Here is a 19307-nt window from a genome sequence, read left to right on the forward strand (position 1 = left end):
ACCTAAAATGCTGGAAGCAGGGCCCGGAGAATGCCGGGACGCGCAAATCAATGCGGCCTGCCTGAGCCAATCTTGTAGCGTTTCAGGGATATTTTTTCCAGCCCGAACGGCCGGACTCAGCAAAATGTGATCGGGAAATTGCTTAAGACGAAGGGATATGATTGCTAACTGGTTGCAGTGTTTGTCCGTAACCAAGCCGCAAGACGCCTGAATTCGAAGGTCCCGGACTGATGAAGACCATTGATGAATGCGAAGGTCTCATCGGCACCAGCCGTGATCCACGTTCCGTTGAGTGCCAGGAAGGTATAGGTCGCAGCAAAGGCGACGCGTTTGTTGCCATCGAGAAATGGATGGTTCTGCGCCAGACTCTCCCACAGAGCCGCGGCCTCCTCGATTAAGTCGGCATAATAGCCGGTCTGGGGGCGAAACAGAGCGGCTTCCAGTAAACCAGGATCTCGGACACCTTCTATGCCGCCGTATCGCTCCAACTGGTCTTGGTGGATGGCGAGGATTTCAATGGTGGTCAGATAGTCGATCATTCCGCCAGCTTTTTATAAAGCGGCGCGAATTTCTCATGGCTGGCCTGATAGACGGCCATGACATTGGGGCGTGGCTTGCCGTGTTTGCGCTTCTCGATCAGATCAGAGAAGGCTTCATCGACAAGTGCTTGGAGCTGGCGTCCCTCGCTCTTCGCAATGTCCCGCACGGTCGACAAAATCTCGGAGTCGACCTGTGTTGCGAACTTCTTTCGGGTCTGGGACGTCATGCGTGCCTCCATGTCAGAGGCAAATGTATCATGACAAATCATGATGCCTCAAGCTTGGCGGCTGAGGCAAGTCAGCTGGACTTGTCTCAATCGTCCGAGTAGGGCCCCGGAACCGAGCCGGTAATATCGGTCGGAGAGTAGCTCTGGGCCGGTTGGGCGCCGACGCTCCAGCCGATGTTGCCGCTGCCGGTCGGTGGCGGCACGTAGTTGCCTTGGCCCACCGGCGTGCAGATGTAGCCGGCTGGGCAACCGGGCGGCTGGGCGGCCGGCGCGTCGGTGTAGGTGGGTTGTGCCGCGGGATAGGCTTGCTGTGGTGCCTGATAGGTCGGCTGGGCCGTCTGATAGGCAGGCTGATTGCCGTTGCCGATGGGGGCGGGCGGCAATGGCGCGTCGAACGACGGGTTGCCGTTGGCATAGGTCGGCGCAGCGGGCGCCGGCTGGGCGGCAGGCCACACCGGATTGGCCGGCAGATTGCTCGCCATCGGCACGTTCTGGTCGGGCGTGAACATCGGCGCGCCAAGCGGTGGCACCTGAGGGAATGGCTTGCAGTAGCGATAGGTGCCGGCGTTGTTGTGGCGGGCGAGGTCGAGGTGCAGGTGGTTGTCGTGCTGGCGATCGGCGCCGGGGCCGAGCACGGTGGAGAAGGTGCCGCAGGCGCCGTGTGCGATTTCCCGCAGGAAGGCACGGTCGGTTGCGTTGCCGTTCCAGCCCGCTTTCACCGTGACGGTATAGCCATTGGACAGGACGATGCCGGCGAAATCGAAAGCGTTGGCAAAGGCATGCTCGGAAAGGCGGGCACCGGAGATGTTGTTGCGCGACCGGCAATTGTAGGTGCCGAAATTCTTGATCTCGACCACCTGCAGGCCGTAGCGGGCGAGCGCCGCCGGCATGACGGATTGGGCGACCCAGCGTTCGAGCGCCGCCGTCATCGGGCAAGAGAGCACCAGCGAGCGGGAACCGAGGCTGATGGTGCCGTCTTCAAGCGCCTTCACCTTGAGCGGTCGGTCGATGCCGCAGATGCCCTTGCCCTCGATGGCATGGGCCGGCTGGATCAGCGGCGACAGCTTGACGAGGTTGCGGGCGTAACAGGCGGCTTCCGCCTGGGCGCGCCAAGGCTCGCGCTCCTCCGACTCGAAGAAGCCGCAGCCCGCCAGAGTGGCGGACAGGATGAGAGAGATCAGACCGGACGCAATACGATAGGGTCTCATACCCTCAGTTTAGAGGCGATGGTTTAAGGTCCGGTTTACGTTAACCGGGGGTGGTACTCGATGTGCCGACTCCATTGATCTTGGTGTCTGGCCGCTCGGCTAACCGAGGACGAAGGCGCTGAACTTGCCGAGGCAGCCTTGCCAACCCTCGGCGTGCTCGTCGCGCACCGCTGGATCGGCGAAGCGCTCATGGTGGATACGCACCTCGGTTCCCTCTGGGTGGTCGACAAAGGACACATGCACCAGCGACGGTTCGGTTGGTTGCGTGCTGAGCTTCCACGTGTAGCTGAGCGCGGCCGGTGCTTCCACGCGGATGAAGACGCCGCTGATCCAGATGGTCTCGCCATCCGGGCCCAGATTTGCCAAGCGATAGGCGCCGCCGACCCTGAGGTCGATCTCGGCATGCGGGCATGTGTAGGGCGGCGGCCCCCACCACTGCTTTACCAGCTCTGGCAGCGTCCAGGCGGCGAACACGCGCTCCCGCCCGGCCTTGACGATGCGGGAGGTGAAAAGCTCCGTCGCCTTCATTCCTGGTGCCCTTCGACGAAGCTGGCCAACGCGTCCAACTGGCTCGTCCAGTATTGCCGGTAGTGCTCGATCCATTCGGCAGCGCTGGAAAGGGCGAGAGGCGTCAAGGCGCAGCTTTGCGTGTTGCCGTCTTGGCGGCGTTCCAGCAGCCCGGCTTTCTCCAGAACGAACAGATGCTTGGAGATGGCATTGACCGACATGTCATAGGGGCGCGCCAGCTCGTTGACGCGGGCCGGGTGCTTCGCCAAGTCGGCGATCAGCTGGCGCCGCGTCTTGTTGGACAAGGCGTGAAACACCGCGTCGAGACGCTCTTCAGCAGAAACCATCGACAGTCGTCAACCAAGTGGTTGACGCTCCTTTTGATGTGAGTTACAGACTATGTCGTCAACCGATTGGTTGATGGATAGCACCGATCGGCTTCGCGATCAATAAAGGCGGCCTCGGCAGGCCACGCCCCGTCATTCTTCAAGGAGGGACCCGACATGCTCCTGAGCGGCAAACGCATCGTGATCATGGGTGGAAGCGGCGCCATCGGCACGGCGATGGCGAAAGCCTTCGCGGTGGAAGGCGCCAAGGTTTATCTGGGCGCGCGCGGTAGTCACGGACTGGCGGCCGCCGCCGAGGCCGTCAGGTCAACCGGAGGCATCGCCGAGGCCTTTTCCGTCGATTGCCTTGATGAGGACGCGACCCGGCGGGCCGTGGAGGCTCTTGCCGAGCGCCTCGACGAAATCGACGTCGCGATCAATGCGACGAGCTTCATGCACGACCAAGGTACTTTCATCGATGGTCTCGATCTCGATACCTTCATGAGCCCGATCGACAATTTCCTGCGGTCACTTTTTAACAGTACCAAGGCCGTCGTGCCCTATATGGGCAAGTCGCGGCAGGGCGTGATCCTGACTCTATCCACACCGGCGGGCCGGGCGGCCACGCCGGGGCATCTCGGCTACAGCGTGACCTGCGCCGGTGTCGAGGCTTTCTCACGCGTGCTGGCGGCCGAACTCGGCATGCGCAACATCCGCGTCGTCTGCCTCGGTCCGCACGCCATTTCCGATGCGCCGCAGGCCGGTTCCTACACGGCGGAACTGTTTGCGCCGAAGGCGGAGGCCATGGGCCTGTCGGTCGAGCAATGGCTCGGCGGTGGCGCGCAGAGCACCCTGTTGGGACGGCTGCCGACGCTCGACGATGTCGCCCAGACGGCGGCGTTCCTCGTGTCCGACAAGGCGCGCTCGATGACGGCCGCCTACGTGAACCTGACGGCGGGCATGATCCCGGATTAGGACCCTAAACCCCGCGGAAGCGGTGTCGCTGGGACTTGGTGCCGGAACAGGAGTAACTGCGTTAAGGCCCGAATATCGCCACCGCCGCCGCGACGATCTCGGCATTGTCGCGGGCTACCGAGCCATCGGGCAGGTGCTTGCCGTCCTCAAGGCCGACGCGCGTCGAAAAGCGTTGCTGGCGCGCCCGTTCAACGAAGGGCCAGACCGTGTCGTTGAAACCGTGCAGCAGTATAGGCCGGGCGACCGACGCCTGCTGGAGCACGTCGATGATTTCATCATAGGTGTCGAGCGCTGAACCCAACCCTCTTTCGTGGTCGAGTTCGATCAGCACGCGAAAGGCGCGATCGCAAATGGGAAGGCCAACGAAGCGTCTGGCGTCATCCGCCGTTGCTAGGCCGGCTTCGACGCCGATGCTCTTGCTCGTCAAGAGATCCATGATGGCCGGTGCGTCGTTTTCCGAGAGGTTGACCGACGCATAGTCCGGCCGGACGTTCCATTGGGAAATTGTCTGGCGCGTCCGCTGTTCGTCGCCTTCGATCCAGGCGCCGGTCGATACGCCGATCAGGGTGCCGGGGCAGGCCTTGCGGATTGCGATGATCGTTTCGTCGACGGCGGCGAGGCTCTCTCGGCCATCGCTGCCGCGAGGGTGAACGTGCAGTTCGGCCGCGCCGGCTTCCACCACCTCCACGGCGTCGCGCACCATCGCCTCGCTGGTAGTCGGAAGGCGCGGGTGGAAGTCCGGGTGTCTGCTTCCATTGATGCAGGCCTGAATGATCATGTCATCTCCTGTCGAGCATCGGCCTTGTTTCCCGCCGATCAGCGGGTGGGGGCGAGAACGCGTGGCCATGCCGGATCGACGCTGCTTCCGCTGGCTTTGGCGGCCTGGAGCGTACGGGCCGAGCCGACCAGTGCGTCGCGCGCTTCGGCCACAAGCCTTTCCATCAGGCGTCCGGCCGCGTTGGCGCCCAGCAATTCGACTGCCTTCGTCCGCAGGGCTTGCTCGTCGCCGGCGCAGTGGACGAGCGCCCCGTCGGCAATCGCCATGACATCGGTGGCTTGCTCAGCCTGAATGGCATGGCCGATCTCATTGACGGTGCAGATCGTCCAGGCCCGCCGGGGAATGTTCAGCTGGGCGGCGATCTTCTGCGCGCCGGTGGCGTCGGCGGCGTGGCCGAGCGAAGGCGTCCATAGGACTCCGATGAGGGGTATCGCCAGAAAACAACCGGCGAACCAGGATCGACGAATTCGGCGGGTCCTGGCGTTTGGCAATGTCATTCGCGATCAGATGGGCCCATGAGTTGGAAGGGCGACGGAGAACCCCGCCGCCCTCACTATGCTACAGGTTCATGCCGGCGACCAGCAGGTCGACGTTGTGCTTGAACATGGTGAGGTAGTCCGGCGCTGGACCGTCTTTCGGCGATAGGGCCTCGACGAAGAGTTCGCCACCCTGCTGGGCGCCGGTGGCGTCGGCGATCTGGCGGACGAGACGCGGATCGTTGGAGTTTTCGAAGAAGTAGACCTTCACGTGCTCCTTCTTGATCTGGTCGATCAGCCTGGCGACATCGCCGGCCGAGGCCTCGGCCTCGGTCGAAATGCCGACCGGCGACAGGAACTTGACGCCGTATTCGCGGCCGAAATAGCCCAGGGCGTCATGGCTAGTCAGCACCTTGCGACGGTCCTTGGGAACGGCGGAAATGGCCTTCTTGGCATAGGCGTCGAGGTCGGCGACCTCCTTGGCGTAATGCTCGGCGTTGGCGCGGAAGACGGCGCTGTCCTCAGGATCGGCCTTGGCCAGGGCCTTTTCGATATTGCCGATCCAGATGCCGACGTTGGCGGCCGAGTTCCAGACGTGCGGGTCAGTGATGGTCTTGCCGTCGTCCTCCATCTTGTGCGTCGATATGCCTTCGGAGACGACGATTGGCTTGCCCTTATAGCCGGAGGCCTCGACAAGGCGCTCGATCCAGCCCTCGAAACCGAAGCCGCTGATGAAGACGAGGTCGGCGCCGGAAATGTTCCTGGCGTCCGTTGGCGTCGGTTCGAACACGTGCGGATCACCGCCGGTCGGAACCAGGCTGACGACATTGACGCTGTCGCCGCCGACATTCTTCACTACGTCGGCGAGCACACCGAAGCTTGCCACGACGTTCAGCGTCTTGGCTTCGGCGAGATTCGCCGCGCCGAGGAGGGCCGACGCGGCAAGCAGACCGCCGAAAAGCTGTTTGATCATGCGGAGAGTCCTTCTGGGTTCAACCCGTGCCCCGCCGAAAAAGTTATGTTATAACGTAACATATGACAAGTAGGCTTTGACAGGCTTTGCCCGTCAACCCCAAAGCTTGCCGGTGGGGGCTCAAACAGTTTCATGACTGGAGGGTGGCGCGACGTGGAGCGATGTTCAGGAGAGAACATGTCCGAGCAAGGAGCGGGGTAACCATTTCACGCTTCTGCTCTTGGCAAGAAGCCGACGACTTTTCGGGCGGATATTTGCCACACGCATCCGCTTATCCGAAAAGTCGCACAACTTTCCGGGCGGATGCCTAGATCGAGCTGATCGTCTTGAGGCGGACCTTGGGGTGCACCTCGGCCTGGCTCATCACCGTGGTGTGGGCGCGGAAGCGCTCGACGATGGAGCGGACGAAGGGCCTGTTCATCGGGCTGGTCATCAGCACGGGGAGTTCGCCCTTCTTGGCCGCTTCCTCGAACTGGTCGCGGACGGCGGCGACGAATTCCTGCAACTTGCTGGGCGCCATGGCCAGGCGGCGGTCATCGCCCTCGCCGACGATACTCTCGATGAAGGCTTGCTCCCAGGCCGGCGACAGGCTGATCAGCGGCAGGTAGCCGCCGGGCGCCTGGTTGGCGGCGCAGATCTGGCGAGCCAGGCGGGCGCGGACGTGCTCGGCGATGGTCTGCGTCGCGTGCGAGATGGAGATGCCCTCGGCGATGCCTTCCAGGATGGTGCCGAGGTCGCGGACCGACACGCGCTCGGCGAGCAGCAGTTGCAGGATGCGCTGGATGCCGGAGACGGTGATCTGGCTCGGTACGATTTCGTCGATCAGCTTGGCCTGGTCGGACGGCACCTCGGACAGCAGCTTCTTGACGTCGGCATAGGACAAGAGCTCGGAGACGTTGGTCTTCAGCGTTTCCGAAAGATGCGTGGACAGAACGGTGGCCGGATCGACCACGGTATAACCGCGGATCGCGGCTTCCTCGCGCAGGCGCCCGTCCACCCAGGTGGCGGGCAGTCCGAAGGTGGGTTCGGTGGTCTGGGTGCCGGGGATGGCGACCTTGCCGCCCATCGGGTCCATGACCATGAACTGGCCGGGGTACAGCGTGCCCTTGCCGGCGTCCACTTCCTTGATCTTGATGACATACTCGTTGGCGGCGAGCTGCACATTATCCAGCAGTCTGACCGGCGGCATGATGTAGCCGAGGTCGGCGGCGATCTGCCGGCGCAGGGCTTTGATCTGATCGGACAGTTTCTCACCGCCGCCCTTGCCGTTGTCGTTGATCAGCGGCAGCAAGCCGTAGCCGAGCTCGACGCGCAGGTCGTCCATCTTGAGGGCAGTGGCGATCGGCTCCTCGGCCGGCGGCGGCGGCGGCGCGTCGGCTTCCGCCTTGGCCGTGACAACGGCGACCCGGCGCTTGAGATTTTCCCGCTTGGCCCAAAGGGCGAGGCCGCCGGCGCCGGCACCGAGAGCGGCGAACGGCAGGAAGGGCAGACCCGGCAGAAGCGACAGGAGGACCATGACCGTGCCCGACAGGCCGAGCGCGGCGGGGTAGCCGGTGAGCTGGCCGGACAGCGCCTTGTCGGCCGCGCCGGAGACGCCCGCCTTGGACACCAAGAGGCCGGCGGCGGTGGAGACGATCAGCGCCGGGATCTGGCTGACGAGGCCATCACCGACCGACAGGATGGTGTAGGAGTGGCCGGCTTCCGACAGCGTGATGCCCATCTGCATCGTGCCGATGATGATGCCGCCGACGACATTGATGAAGGTGATCAGCAGGCCGGCAATGGCATCGCCGCGCACGAATTTCGAGGCACCGTCCATGGCGCCGAAGAAGGCGCTTTCCGATTCCAGGTCTTTGCGCCGCTTCCGCGCTTCGTCTTCCTTGATCAGGCCCGACGACAGGTCGGCGTCGATGGCCATCTGCTTGCCGGGCATGGCGTCGAGGTTGAAACGGGCGGCCACCTCGGCGATGCGGCCTGAACCCTTGGTGATGACCACGAAGTTGACGATGACCAGGATGCCGAAAACGATGATGCCGATGACGAAGTTGCCGCCCATCACGAAGCCGCCGAAGGCCTCGATGACGTGGCCGGCCGCGTCGGTTCCCTCGTGACCATGGCTGAGGATGAGGCGCGTCGACGCGAGGTTGAGCGACAGACGCAACATCGTCGAAATCAGCAGGATGGTTGGGAAGGCGGTAAATTCCAGCGGCGTCTGGATGAACAGCGCCGTCATCATGATCAGCACCGAAAAGATGATCGACACCGCCAGCATGAAGTCGAGCAGCATGGCCGGCATCGGCAGAATCAGGATGACCATGATGGCCATGATGCCGACGGCCAAACCGATGTCGCCGCGCAGCAGGTTGGTACGCAGGTCGGCGCCGGTCGGCACGCTGAGGCCGAAGGGAATCCTGGACGGCGTGGTCACGGGGGCTGAGGTGAGGTCGCTCAAGTCGATCGTTTCCAGGGTTGCCGGTCGCGCGACGCACACTGCGCCACCCGGCAGAATTTGCCGGGTGCATGGTTAATGGATGGTTAACGAGGCGCCGACGGGCGCGCTTTGACAGCGGCCGTCCCCAGGCGTATTTTGTAATTGTCACTTCAGGAGGCTGTATGCCCCGGTAAGGCGGGGAGGACGGAGATCCTCCCCTCGCAAGTCTGTCCATAATCGCCGCCCGGCGTTGATCGCGGGTGCTTGGTGGCTTGCGTTTTCCTCAATTTCGAATTTTTCCCCGCCGGGGCGTCATGCGCTCGCGGCCGAATTGGAAAGCCTACTGCAATGGCACGGGACTATTCCCGCTTTCTGCCGTCCCTTACGGACGATCTCAATACCCCCACGCCCTCCGGCCTTGAACGGCTCGGCTGGCAAGCCTTCTTTGCCCAGCAGGTGAGCGTCGACGATCTTGCTCGGACGCCACCTGTCCGGGTCACCGGCATCGAGCGCAGCGGTCTCCGCGCCGAGGGCGACGGCGTTGTCGCGGCGCTGCCACCACGCGCCGACGTGGCGGTCGGCGACTGGCTGCTCTATGACGCGGTCAGCCCCGGCGCCAGCCGGTTGCTTGAGCGCAAGAGCCTGTTCCGCCGGCGGATCGCTGGCACCAGTCGCGGCGTGCAACTGATTGCCGCCAACGTCGATACCGTCTTCGTCGTCACGTCCTGCAACCGCGATTTCAATGTGGCGCGGCTTGAGCGATATGTGTCGGAGACCTTCGAGGCCGGCGCCGAGCCGGTGATCGTGGTGACCAAGGCCGACCTGGCTGACGATCCCGATGCCTTCGCCGTCGCGGCGGCGGCGGTGGCGGTGCCGACCGTCATTCTCGATGCGCTCGGGTCCGAGCCGAGGGAAAAGCTGGCGCAATGGTGCAAGGCGGGCCGCACCGTCGCCTTCCTCGGCTCGTCGGGCGTCGGCAAGTCGACGCTGGTCAACGCGCTGTCCGGACAGATGACGGCGGCGACCGGCGCTGTCCGCGAGGACGACGCCCGAGGGCGGCACACGACGACCAGCCGGCACCTGCATATCCTGCCGGAAGGCTATGCCGTGCTCGACACGCCGGGCATGCGCGAGCTGCAGCTGGCGGACGCGGCGGAAGGCATCGCCGAGGTGTTTTCCGATCTCGCCGATCTCGCGGCGGGCTGCCGTTTCAGCGATTGCCGCCACGAGAATGAACCGGGCTGCGCGGTGCGAGCGGCGATTGCCACCGGCGAGGTTGACGAGCCAAGGCTGCTTCGCTGGCAGAAGCTGTTGCGCGAGGAAGCCTTCAACTCCGAGAGCCTCGTCAATCGGCGCAGACGCGACCGGACCTTCGGCCGGATGGTGCGCTCGGTCCTCAAAGACAAGCCCGGGAAACGGTGAGGAACCTATCCGCTCCGGCTGCGAGGCCGGGGCGGAAACCTCAAGGGACTTACGCGGTGGTTTGCCGGCGTCGTCCCATCATCAGATGGGCGGCCATGGCGCCGAACGCGACGACGAAGGCGAGATAGAGGGCGGAGTAGGGCGCCATCAGCCAAGCATAGGCGGTCATGGGGATCATCAACAGCGCCCCGGCCGTTCTGAGCAGCATCACCACCAGCGTCGTTATGGTCGAGGGTTTACCGCGCCCAGCGAGAAAGCGAGCGACTGGCAGAAGAAGCAGCCAGAACGCGGTCCACCATGCCAGCGCGGCGCCGGTCGTTGTCCATGACGTCATGAGGCCGGTGACTTCGAACCGGACGATTTCACCGAGGGTCGCCGGGCGCGCGACAAAGCCGAAGTCCGATGGCGATTCCGCAGGGAAGTTCTGGAGCTGCCCGTCTCTTTCGATGAGCCCGCTATCTCTCCATTGCCGCTCATCCGGCTGGTAAACCGTGCGGGTGAGATCGTCATAAGCCTGGCATTTGCGAAGGAGATCGGTCCCTTCGCAGATGATCCGCAGGGACATCGAAACGGGAGACGTGGCGAGCAGTCTTCCGTCCCCGCTGATGACCACCGCCCTTGCCGGATCGGAAAGGAAAATGCCGTCGCCATGCAAAAGCCTGAGTGTGACGGCTTCATATCCCGTGGTGGGGATGGATTCCGCCTGAGAAAAATAGGGCATGTGTGCTAGCGCGGGATCGCAACAAAACCCGGCCAGGACGCCCAACAGGAACATCAGAGCAGACGTTCTCATGCAGGCTGCCCCCACAACCATGCGTTATCATTGAAAAATTAGCACGATCTTTTCATTCGGACCAGTACTTGCCGAAGTTGTAAACATTCGAATTTATTATTGCACTGGGTGTGCTCATGTCCGGTTTCGAACAGCGGTGAGAAGTCATCGCGTCGGCGATCTCGCTTCCTGTGGTCGATGACAATTGTTTGATCAGCATTGCGAGCGTGTCGCAGCTAGATTTGCAAGGCCGGCCTTTTGGGCATTCAATAGGGCATTCAACGAGACGGAGCCTTGTCGATGTTGCGACGTTTCCTGGGAGCCATCTGCCTGCTGCTCGTGGTCGCCATGCCGGCGCAGGCGCTGCCGAAGTGGCAGCAGTTTCCGGCTCCGCCGCCCATGCCGCGGGCCGACCAAACTGGCTTTGCCGATGTTCGCGGCATCAGCATGTTCTATTCGGTCTATGGCAAGGGCAAGGGATCGCCCATCCTGTTGATCCACGGCGGCATGTCGAGCAGCGATGTCTGGAGCTTCGAGGTGCCGACATTGGCCCAGAGCCACGAGGTGATCGTTGCCGATAGCCGTGGTCAGGGACGGTCGACGCGTGGCCTTGCCTGGCTGACCTACCACCGGATGGCAGAGGACTATGTGGCACTGCTCGCCCAGCTGAAGATCGACAGGGTAACGTTGGTCGGCTGGAGCGACGGTGGCATCATCGGCATCGACATCGCCATGTATCATCCCAAACTGCTCGATCGGCTGTTTGCGCAGGCCCCCAACGTCACGCCGGGCGGTTTGACGTCAATCCCCGATATCGATCCACCGCCGCTCTCCGACAATCTGTCGCTCAGCGGGGCCTTTGAGGCGGATCCCGAGATTGAAAAGGCGCGCAATCGGCAGGTGGCGCGCGAGCGCGTGTTTCGGCGGCTATGGGCGACCGAGCCGAACTATTCGGATGACGATCTCGCCAAGATCCATGTGCCGACGGCGATCGTTATCGGCGACCACGATCCAGTCATCCGCCCCGACCACATCGCCCACATCGCCCATATCATTCCCGGCGCCAAACTCGTCGTGCTGAAGGATGTCGGTCATCCCGCCCATTCGCAGGATCCCAAGCAATATCTCAAGGCGATTCTGGATTTCATGGGCGAGCCGTCGGCTACGGTCACGGGGGCGCCGGCCCCGAAGACATCTCAGCCGCTCGCCGCCGTTGCACAGTCGCAGATGAAGGTCGCTCCCAAGGCGTCTCAGCCGCCCGCCGCCGTAGCGCAATCGCAAACGACGATCGCTCCCAAGGCGTCTCAGCCGCCCGCTGCCGTAGCGCAATCGCAAACGAAGGTCGCTCCCAAGGCGTCTCAGCCGCCCGCTGCCGTAGCGCAATCGCAAACGAAGGTCGCGCCTAAGGCTACTCAGCCGTCCGCCGCCGTAGCGCAATCGCAAACGACGATCGCTCCCAAGGCGCCTCAACCGGCCGCTGCCGTAGCGCAATCGCAAACGACAATCGCTCCCAAGGCGCCTCAGCCGCCTGCCGCCGTCGCGCAGTCGCAGATGAAGGTAGCTCCCAAGGCATCACAGCCGGCCGCTGCCCTTGCCCAGCCGCAGATGACGGTAGCTCCCAAGGCATCACAGCCGGCCGCTGCCGTTGCCCAGTCGCAGACGACGGTCGCTCCCAAGGCGCCTCAGCCGCCTGCTGCCGTTGCCCAGTCGCAGATGAAGGTAGCTCCCAAGACGCCTCAGGCGGCCGCCGCTGTTGCACAGTCCCAGACGACGGTCGCTCCCAAGGCGTCTCAGCCGGCCGCTGCCGTTGCACAGTCGCAGGTGACAGCCACGCCCAAGCCGCACGCTGTCCTTTTGCTGCCGCCCACGGCAGTCGTCTCCCAGGCGCATTCAGTCGCGACCTCTCAAACGGTGGGGCTTTCTACCCAGGGAACGGTCCAGTGATCTTGGAGGTCTTTACGCGCGTCTTCGTCGACGGCGACGCGTTCGATCGAACCATCGCCTTCTACGTCGATCTGCTTTCCGGCAAGGAAACGCTGCGGTTTGCCTATCCCGAGGCTGGTCTCGAGCTTGCCGCCGTTTCTTCGGCCAAACTTTCCGTGCTGATCATTGCCGGCCCACCCGAACGCCGCGCCCCGTTTGAAGCGGCGCGGCTGACGATCCAGGTCGATCGGCTGGAGCCCTATATCACTATAATGGGCAAGGCCGGCGGCCGACAGCTGGAGCCGATCCAGAAGACGCCGGTGGGGCGCAAGACCCGCTTCCAGCATGCCGATGGGACGGTCGTCGAATATGTCGATCACGATTCCGCTCGTGGATGAAGGATGAGCGGCGAGATCGGGAACATCCACAGGGCAAGACGGTTCCCTCAAGCTAAACCGCAATCGGAGGTCCGCATGTCACTGATTTCAGAAAATCCCGTCCTGTTCGTCAAGCACGGTTGCCCGTTCTGCCTGAAGGTCCGCCTTTATCTTCTGGAAGCCGGCCTCATCGATACCGTCACCTTGCGGGAAAGCCGCTCGCCCGAGGAGGAGGAGGCCATGAAGGCGGAGCTGTCGCCTCACCTTGCCAAGGTCAGCTATCCCACGCTGCGCCTGGGCAACACCTACATGACGGAGTCGGATGACATCATCGCCCACTTCGTCAAGGACGGTGGGCCGGCGCCGGAGCAGTTGCCGACATTTCAGGCCTACGTCGATGGGCCGTTCAGCCAGCTTATGGCGCTCTACCGGGAAAATGCCGAGCTCAAGCGGGGGGCCTGACGAAAGGCGCGGCGGTGTGTGTCTTCGACTGCTTTCAGCCCGCTAATACTTGTTCCAAGGCCCAGGGCCTTCCTAGTCTCTTAGGGAGGCATCGGCCAACCAGGTGAAGCGAGCGTTCTGAGCGGCTAGATAGATGAAGCTGTTCCAGTAGAAGACATAGATCGTATTCAAAAAAGAACCAGCAGGAACAGGAAGCTCGCGGATCGCCAAGGGAATGTGCTCAGCGCCATGAATGTCGATCCTGACCGGCCCAGGATACCATGACAGGTAGTTGGAGCTCGGCGGTTCAATGATCCAGAAAGCCAAACCTTCGAGAGTCAGCTCGGCCAACCGATAGAGTTCGCGTTCGCTTGGCTTCGCGTCTACCGCGCCGACAAACATGTCGAGCGTCAGGCTGGCCGTTCCGTTTTCATAATCAAGAACTGTTCTCTTGATCTCCGCGTCGTGAAACCCGTTTGGTAGTGTGACGTAAAGCTCATCCAGCGTCATAAGGCCTTGCCTTCCTGGTTTTCATCCTGCCCGTTGGACTGATACGCAAGAAGGCACGGGCGGCTGAGCCGCCCACTCTGGTTACGCCGTCGCGATTCGGCTGGTGCCGGGATCGGGCACGTCTATGCCGTCGGCCTCGTACTCGTTGAGCTTGTTTCGAAGGGTTCGGATGGAGATGCCGAGGATCTTGGCGGCGTGGGTGCGGTTGCCGAGGCAGTGGTCGAGCGTATCGAGGATGAGGTCGCGCTCCACCTCGGCGACGGTGCGGCCGACCAGCGCACGCGTCACCGCTTCCGCCGTCTGGGCGGCACGGGCGACCGGGTCGGCCGAGCGCGGCACCGCGGCCTCCATGCGGCCTCCATCGGGCAAGCGAATGGCCTCGACGCCAATCTCGGGGCCGCTGGCGAGCAGCACGGCACGGTGGATGGTGTTCTCAAGTTCGCGGACGTTGCCCGGCCAGCGGGCGGCGATCAGCTCGCGTTTGGCGTCGGCGGAGAGCGGCCGTTCCGGCATGCCGTTGATCTCGGCATACTTGCGGGTGAAATGCTCGGCCAGCGCCAGGATGTCGGCGGGACGGTCGCGCAGCGAAGGGATCTTCAGGTTGACGACGTTGAGGCGGTAGAGCAGGTCCTCGCGGAAGCGGCCTTCCTTGACGGCGTCGGCGAGGTTGCGGTTGCTGGTGGCGATGATGCGGATGTCCACCGGCACCGGTTTGCCGCCGCCGACGCGGTCGATCACCCGTTCCTGAATGGCGCGCAGCAATTTGGCCTGCAAGCGAACATCCATCTCGGAAATTTCGTCGAGCAGCAGCGTGCCGCCGGTGGCTTCCTCGAACTTGCCGATCCGGCGGGCGACGGCGCCGGTAAAGGCGCCCTTCTCGTGGCCGAACAGTTCCGATTCCAGCAGGTTCTCCGGGATGGCGGCGCAATTGACGGAGACGAAGGGCTTGTCGACGCGCGCCGACTTGCGGTGGACGTAGCGGGCGAGCACTTCCTTGCCGGTGCCGCTCTCACCGGTGATCAGGATCGACGCCTCGCTGGGCGCCACCTGGTCGGCGAGCTTCAGCACCGCCAGCATTGCCTCGTCTCGCACCACGAGGTCGCGGCTGTCGGCGGCGACGGCGGCCAGCACGGCGGCGATCAGCTCGGCGTCGGGTGGCAGCGGGATATATTCCTTGGCGCCGGCCCGGATGGCGGCGACGGCCGCCTTGGCGTCGGTGGCGATGCCGCAGGCGACGACGGGAACGTGGATGCGTTCCTCTTCCAGCGAGGTAATCAGCCGCTGGATCGGCAGTGACACGTCGATCATGACCAGATCGGCGCCGCGCCCCGAACGCAGCGTCCGGAGGGCGGTGTCTATGGTGTCGGCCTGCAATACCGACGCCCCCTTGTCCATGGCGATGCGGGTAGCGGCGGTGAGCTGCCCGTTGAGAGAGCCGACAATTAGAAGGCGCATTGGTCTATCTCCGGTCAGCGCTCGGCTTTGACGATTTCTGTCATCGTCACGCCGAGCTTGTCTTCGACCAGCACCACTTCGCCACGGGCGACGAGGCGGTCGTTGACGTAGATGTCGATGGCTTCGCCGACCTTGCGGTCGAGCTCCAGAACGGAGCCGGGGGCGAGCTGAAGGAGGTCGCTGACGCCGAGGCGGGCGCGGCCGAGAATGGCCGAGACGCGCACGGGAACGTCGAACACCGCCTCAAGCTCGGCCGCCGAGCGGGTGATGGCCTGATCCTCGCCGTCGTCGCCACCGCGCCGGCGCTCGGCGGCATGGGACTCGAGGTCGATGCCCGAGGGCTCGTCGGCGGGGGTCATGTGGTGGCTCCGCTCTTGGACGTGAGGTTGGTCGGTTCGGTGACCGGCAGGTGACGGGCGATCGCCGCCTCGATGCCGGCGATGATGGCGGCGTGGTCAAGCACGATGCCGCCATCCGCCCATTCGATACGGCAGTCGCCGCGCGCCATGCCGGGTTCGCCCAGCACCACGAGGCGGCCTTCAAAGCCGCGCTCAGCGACGAGGCGCTTCAGTTCGCTCTGGATCGGCTCGGCGTCGGTATCCGACAGGCGGATGACGAGGTGAGGGGCGGCGCGCAATGGTGAGAAACAGTCTTCCAAGAGGCCGAGGATGCGCTCGCGCGGCTGTCGATCGACCAGTGAACCGGCGATCTTGATGGCCACCGTCTCGGCCAGACGCACGGCGTCGGCCTCGATGCGCGCGCGCTCGGTGTCGAGAACGGCGAGGATGGACTGGGCGGCGCTGGCGAGGCGCTGGGCCTCGTCGGAAAGGCGCGTCGCTTCGCGGGCGGTTCTGTCGGCGGCTTGGGCCTCGGCGGACTCGCGTCCGGCGGCAAGGCCCCGCTGATAGGCGGCGTCCTCTGCTTCGGTGAGACGCGCCAGATGCTCCGGCTCGGGAATCATCACGGTCGTCGGCGAGCCGTCGGCGCGCGAGGCCGGGGCCGAGAAGTCGTTGTCGAACAGGAAGCGGGCCGGTGCCGCCATCAGCGGATACTCCTTCGCAAAGATGCTCGTCACATGACGAGCTCATCTTCGGATTTATTCTTGGAAATCATGATCTCGCCCTTGGCGGCGAGATCCTTGGCGAGATTGATCAGGGCGGCCTGAGCTTCATCGACATCGCGCAGGCGTACTGCGCCCATGGCTTCCATGTCTTCCTTCAGCATCGCGGAGGCGCGGGCCGACATGTTGGCGAAGAACACGTCGCGCACCCCCTCCTTGGCACCCTTCAGCGCCAGGGCCAGCTTGTCCTTTTCGACCTGCCGCAACACGGTTTGGATGGCGCCGGCGTCGAGCTTGCCCAGATCGTCGAAGGTGAACATCAAGGCCTTGATGCGGTCGGCGGCGTCGCGATTGTGCTCCTCGAGAGCGGCGATGAACTTGGCCTCGGTGTTGCGATCGAAGGAGTTGAAGATCTCGGCCATCAGCTCGTGGGCGTCGCGCCGCTGGGTATTGGTGAGGTTGGACATGAACTCGACGCGCAGCGTCTGCTCGACCTTTTCGAGGATGTCCTTCTGCACCGCCTCCATCTTTAGCATGCGGTCGACCACTTCGAGGGCGAATTCGTCGGGCAGCTTGGACAGGACGCGCGCCGCGTGGTCGGAGTTGATCTTGGAGAGGACGACGGCGACGGTCTGAGGATATTCGTTCTTGAGGTAGTTGGCGAGCACGTTCTCCTGCACGTTGGAGAGCTTCTCCCACATGTTACGGCCGGCCGGACCACGGATCTCGTCCATGATGGCGTTGACCTTGTCCTGCGGCAGCACGGAGAGAAGCAGGCGCTCGGTGGTGTCGAAATTGCCCATCAGCGCCCCCGAGGAGGAGACGTGAGTGACGAATTCGACCAGAAGGTCGTCGAGCATGCTGGGGGTGATCGGCCCGAGCTTGGACATGGCGACGGAGAGCTGCTTGATCTCGATCTCGTCGAGCAGCTTCCAGATCGGCCCGCCGAAGCGGTCGCCGAGCGCCAGCATCATCACAGCCGCCTTCTCGGGGCCGTTCAGCGCCCGGTTTTCGCCGTCGGTGGAGATGGTAAGCGCGGTGCCCTTGGCAACCAGCGCGGTCGGGGACATGGCCATTTATGCTGCGGCCTCCGATAGCCAGTTACGGATGATGAGAGCTGCCTCGTTGGGATTGCCGGTGACGAGGTCGCCCACCTTACGCACCTGGTCGACCTGCAGGGCGCCCAGCGCCTTGGCACTTTCGATGCGGGTATCCTGGGGGATGACGGTCTCCGGCTCCTCAATGGGAACCTCGAGGCCGTCGGGGCCCATCACCACCGGCCTGCCGGAGGAATCGAGCATTACCGTTACCGCGTTGCGGCCGGCGGCGGCGGCCTCGCTGAGGGCGGAGGTAATGGCCGGCAGCGTCTCGGCGTCGATGTCTGAGCCGAGGATGCGGCGGATCAGCGGACGGACGGCAAACAGCAGCACCAAGAGCGTCACCAGGATCAACACGCCCATCTCGGCGAAGCGCATGATGTCTTCGCGCGAGAAGTCGAACATCGAGGTCGGCGTGGTGGCGAGGTCGGTCGGGTTGGGCGGGCTGTCGGCGAACTGGAGATTGACCACCTGCAGCTGATCGGCGCGCTTGTCGTCAAAGCCCATGGCGGTCCGCACCAGCGAGGTGATCTGGTCGAGTTCGGCCTGTGGCCGCGGTGCGTAGACCATGACGCCCTTGGCGTCGGGCGTGTAGCGGCCATCCACCAACACGGCGACGGACAGGCGCTTGACGCCACCGACTTCGGTCACCTGGGTGCGGCTGGTCTTGGAGATCTCGTAGTTGACCGTTTCGTCGGTGGTCTGGGTGTTGTCGGAGGTCTGGGCCGCGTTCGGGTTCTGCTGCTGATTGGCGTTGGGGATCTGGTTGCCGGCAGAGACAGGCGGGTTGCCCTGGTTGTCCTGGCTCAGCGACTTTTCCTCGCGCGTCTGGGTGGAGCGGACGACCTGGCCATTGGGGTCGAAGGTGTCCTGCGTTTCCTGAACGCGATTGAAGTCCATCTCGGCGGAGACACGAACGCGGGCGCGGCCGGCTCCGACAATGCTCTCGACGATGTCGCGAACGCGGCTTTCCACCTGGTTCTGGTAGGCGTTGGTGCGCTCGTCGGCGTTGCTGGCGAGGTATGACGCGCTGGTCTCATCGCCGTTGCCTTGGGCGAGCAGCCGGCCGGTCTCGTCGATCACCGAAATGCGCGACGGGTCGAGGCCGGAAACGGCCGAGGCGACGAGATGCTGGATGGCGCGAATCTGGCCGGGATCGAGCGTGCCGCGCGTCTTCAAAACGATGGAGGCGGTGGGCTTCTGCTCGTCCTTGCGAAATAGCTGCTTCTCCGGCAGCACCAGATGCACGCGCGCCTGATCGACCTGGCGGATGGTGCGGATGGTGCGCGACAGCTCGCCTTCGAGGGCGCGCAGCGCGTTGACCGACTGCACGAAGGAGGTGGTGCCGAGGGCGTCGGTCTTGTCGAAAATCTCGTAGCCGACGCTATCGCCGGCGGGCAGGCCTTGCTGGGCAAGGCTCATGCGTGTCTGGTCGAGCTTGGTCTCGTCGACCAGAATGGTGGTGCCATTGTCCTTCAAGGTGAAGGCGGTGTTGGCCGAGGTGAGCTGCTGAACGATGGATGCCGAGTCGTCCATGCTGAGGCCGGTATAGAGCGGCACCTGCTGGATGGCGGAGAAGCGGAGTACGATGAAGACGAAGAAGCCGATGAGGCCAAGCGCGACGGCGCCCATCGCCGCCAGCCGGCTTGGCCCCAAAGTTTTGAAGAATTCTCCAAATCCACCCACGCCAATTCCCCATTGTTCGACGCGGCAGGAATCGTCATCGCCGCCGCGGACCAACGCGGCAATTATTTCCACACGCTTATGGTAAACAAGTTATTAACGCCCGGCGGCCCATCCGGAGCGATTG

21 protein-coding genes are annotated in these 19307 nt (G+C 63.7%); 5 read left to right on the forward strand and 16 right to left on the reverse strand.

All coding sequences use genetic code 11. From position 1 onward, the window contains the following. Window positions 1-164: 164 nt before the first annotated feature. The 5 genes from AB6N07_RS11490 to AB6N07_RS11510 all read right to left on the reverse strand — a co-directional run bounded on the left by AB6N07_RS11490 (window position 165) and on the right by AB6N07_RS11510 (window position 2828). The gene (locus AB6N07_RS11490; protein ID WP_370677939.1) at window positions 165-539 is read right to left on the reverse strand and encodes a type II toxin-antitoxin system death-on-curing family toxin; all 375 of its coding nucleotides are present in this window, start codon (window positions 537-539) and stop codon (window positions 165-167) included. Then, window positions 536-766 carry a hypothetical protein gene (locus AB6N07_RS11495; RefSeq protein WP_370677940.1) on the reverse strand — a complete coding sequence of 77 codons (231 nt, stop codon included), beginning with the start codon at window positions 764-766 and terminating at the stop codon, window positions 536-538. The genes AB6N07_RS11490 and AB6N07_RS11495 overlap by 4 nt, the downstream gene beginning before the upstream one ends. An 86-nt stretch (window positions 767-852) precedes the next feature. After that, window positions 853-1974, reverse strand: coding sequence for an extensin family protein (locus AB6N07_RS11500; protein ID WP_370677941.1), 1122 nt, complete (start codon window positions 1972-1974; stop codon window positions 853-855). 99 nt (window positions 1975-2073) lie between these two features. After that, the gene (locus tag AB6N07_RS11505) at window positions 2074-2502 is read right to left on the reverse strand and encodes an SRPBCC domain-containing protein (RefSeq protein WP_370677942.1); all 429 of its coding nucleotides are present in this window, start codon (window positions 2500-2502) and stop codon (window positions 2074-2076) included. Beyond that, window positions 2499-2828, reverse strand: coding sequence for an ArsR/SmtB family transcription factor (locus AB6N07_RS11510; protein WP_370677943.1), 330 nt, complete (start codon window positions 2826-2828; stop codon window positions 2499-2501). The genes AB6N07_RS11505 and AB6N07_RS11510 overlap by 4 nt, the downstream gene beginning before the upstream one ends. Window positions 2829-2984: 156 nt before the next feature. Here AB6N07_RS11510 and AB6N07_RS11515 point away from each other — a divergent pair, with 156 nt between their 5' ends. Further along, a complete protein-coding gene (locus tag AB6N07_RS11515; protein ID WP_370677944.1) occupies window positions 2985-3782 on the forward strand; it encodes an SDR family NAD(P)-dependent oxidoreductase in 798 nt (265 codons plus the stop codon). A gap of 61 nt (window positions 3783-3843) precedes the next feature. Here the strand turns inward: AB6N07_RS11515 and AB6N07_RS11520 are convergent, their stop codons facing one another. The 4 genes from AB6N07_RS11520 to flhA form a co-directional block, all read right to left on the reverse strand. Then, window positions 3844-4560, reverse strand: coding sequence for a 3-keto-5-aminohexanoate cleavage protein (locus AB6N07_RS11520; RefSeq protein WP_370677945.1), 717 nt, complete (start codon window positions 4558-4560; stop codon window positions 3844-3846). A gap of 38 nt (window positions 4561-4598) precedes the next feature. Next, on the reverse strand, window positions 4599-5057 hold the full coding sequence (locus AB6N07_RS11525) for a hypothetical protein (RefSeq protein ID WP_370677946.1): 459 nt from the start codon (window positions 5055-5057) through the stop codon (window positions 4599-4601). 61 nt (window positions 5058-5118) lie between these two features. Continuing rightward, on the reverse strand, window positions 5119-6009 hold the full coding sequence (locus tag AB6N07_RS11530; protein WP_370677947.1) for a metal ABC transporter substrate-binding protein: 891 nt from the start codon (window positions 6007-6009) through the stop codon (window positions 5119-5121). Between the two features lie 307 nt (window positions 6010-6316). Continuing rightward, entirely contained in the window at window positions 6317-8335 is a 2019-nt protein-coding gene (gene flhA / locus AB6N07_RS11535) for a flagellar biosynthesis protein FlhA (RefSeq protein WP_370678223.1), read from the reverse strand. 453 nt (window positions 8336-8788) lie between these two features. On the opposite strand from flhA, the gene rsgA reads away from it, so the two are divergent. Further along, a complete protein-coding gene (gene rsgA, locus AB6N07_RS11540; RefSeq protein ID WP_370677948.1) occupies window positions 8789-9862 on the forward strand; it encodes a ribosome small subunit-dependent GTPase A in 1074 nt (357 codons plus the stop codon). Between the two features lie 49 nt (window positions 9863-9911). On the opposite strand, the gene AB6N07_RS11545 is transcribed toward rsgA, so the two are convergent. After that, a complete protein-coding gene (locus tag AB6N07_RS11545) occupies window positions 9912-10655 on the reverse strand; it encodes a hypothetical protein (RefSeq protein WP_370677949.1) in 744 nt (247 codons plus the stop codon). Window positions 10656-10934: 279 nt separating this feature from the next. On the opposite strand from AB6N07_RS11545, the gene AB6N07_RS11550 reads away from it, so the two are divergent. The 3 genes from AB6N07_RS11550 (at window position 10935) to AB6N07_RS11560 (ending at window position 13396) form a co-directional block, all read left to right on the forward strand. Then, window positions 10935-12578: an alpha/beta fold hydrolase gene (locus AB6N07_RS11550; protein ID WP_370677950.1), complete on the forward strand. Its 1644-nt coding sequence runs from the start codon at window positions 10935-10937 to the stop codon at window positions 12576-12578. Then, entirely contained in the window at window positions 12575-12955 is a 381-nt protein-coding gene (locus AB6N07_RS11555) for a VOC family protein (RefSeq protein ID WP_370677951.1), read from the forward strand. The genes AB6N07_RS11550 and AB6N07_RS11555 overlap by 4 nt, the downstream gene beginning before the upstream one ends. Before the next feature lie 75 nt (window positions 12956-13030). Further along, a complete protein-coding gene (locus AB6N07_RS11560) occupies window positions 13031-13396 on the forward strand; it encodes a glutathione S-transferase N-terminal domain-containing protein (RefSeq protein ID WP_370677952.1) in 366 nt (121 codons plus the stop codon). A 72-nt stretch (window positions 13397-13468) separates the two neighbouring features. Here the strand turns inward: AB6N07_RS11560 and AB6N07_RS11565 are convergent, their stop codons facing one another. From AB6N07_RS11565 to fliF, 6 genes are all read right to left on the reverse strand, one after another. After that, window positions 13469-13885, reverse strand: coding sequence for a hypothetical protein (locus tag AB6N07_RS11565; protein WP_370677953.1), 417 nt, complete (start codon window positions 13883-13885; stop codon window positions 13469-13471). An 81-nt stretch (window positions 13886-13966) separates the two neighbouring features. Next, on the reverse strand, window positions 13967-15340 hold the full coding sequence (locus AB6N07_RS11570; protein ID WP_370677954.1) for a sigma-54 interaction domain-containing protein: 1374 nt from the start codon (window positions 15338-15340) through the stop codon (window positions 13967-13969). A gap of 14 nt (window positions 15341-15354) precedes the next feature. Then, window positions 15355-15699, reverse strand: coding sequence for a flagellar motor switch protein FliN (fliN, locus tag AB6N07_RS11575; protein ID WP_370677955.1), 345 nt, complete (start codon window positions 15697-15699; stop codon window positions 15355-15357). Beyond that, on the reverse strand, window positions 15696-16415 hold the full coding sequence (locus AB6N07_RS11580; RefSeq protein ID WP_370677956.1) for a FliH/SctL family protein: 720 nt from the start codon (window positions 16413-16415) through the stop codon (window positions 15696-15698). The genes fliN and AB6N07_RS11580 overlap by 4 nt, the downstream gene beginning before the upstream one ends. Further along, on the reverse strand, window positions 16412-17476 hold the full coding sequence (fliG, locus tag AB6N07_RS11585; protein WP_370677957.1) for a flagellar motor switch protein FliG: 1065 nt from the start codon (window positions 17474-17476) through the stop codon (window positions 16412-16414). Before fliG ends, AB6N07_RS11580 begins: the two co-directional genes overlap by 4 nt. Next, window positions 17477-19183, reverse strand: coding sequence for a flagellar basal-body MS-ring/collar protein FliF (gene fliF / locus AB6N07_RS11590; RefSeq protein ID WP_370677958.1), 1707 nt, complete (start codon window positions 19181-19183; stop codon window positions 17477-17479). Window positions 19184-19307 lie beyond the last annotated feature (124 nt).

Origin of the sequence: Pleomorphomonas sp. PLEO (assembly GCF_041320595.1) — a bacterium.
Lineage (GTDB): Bacteria > Pseudomonadota > Alphaproteobacteria > Rhizobiales > Pleomorphomonadaceae > Pleomorphomonas.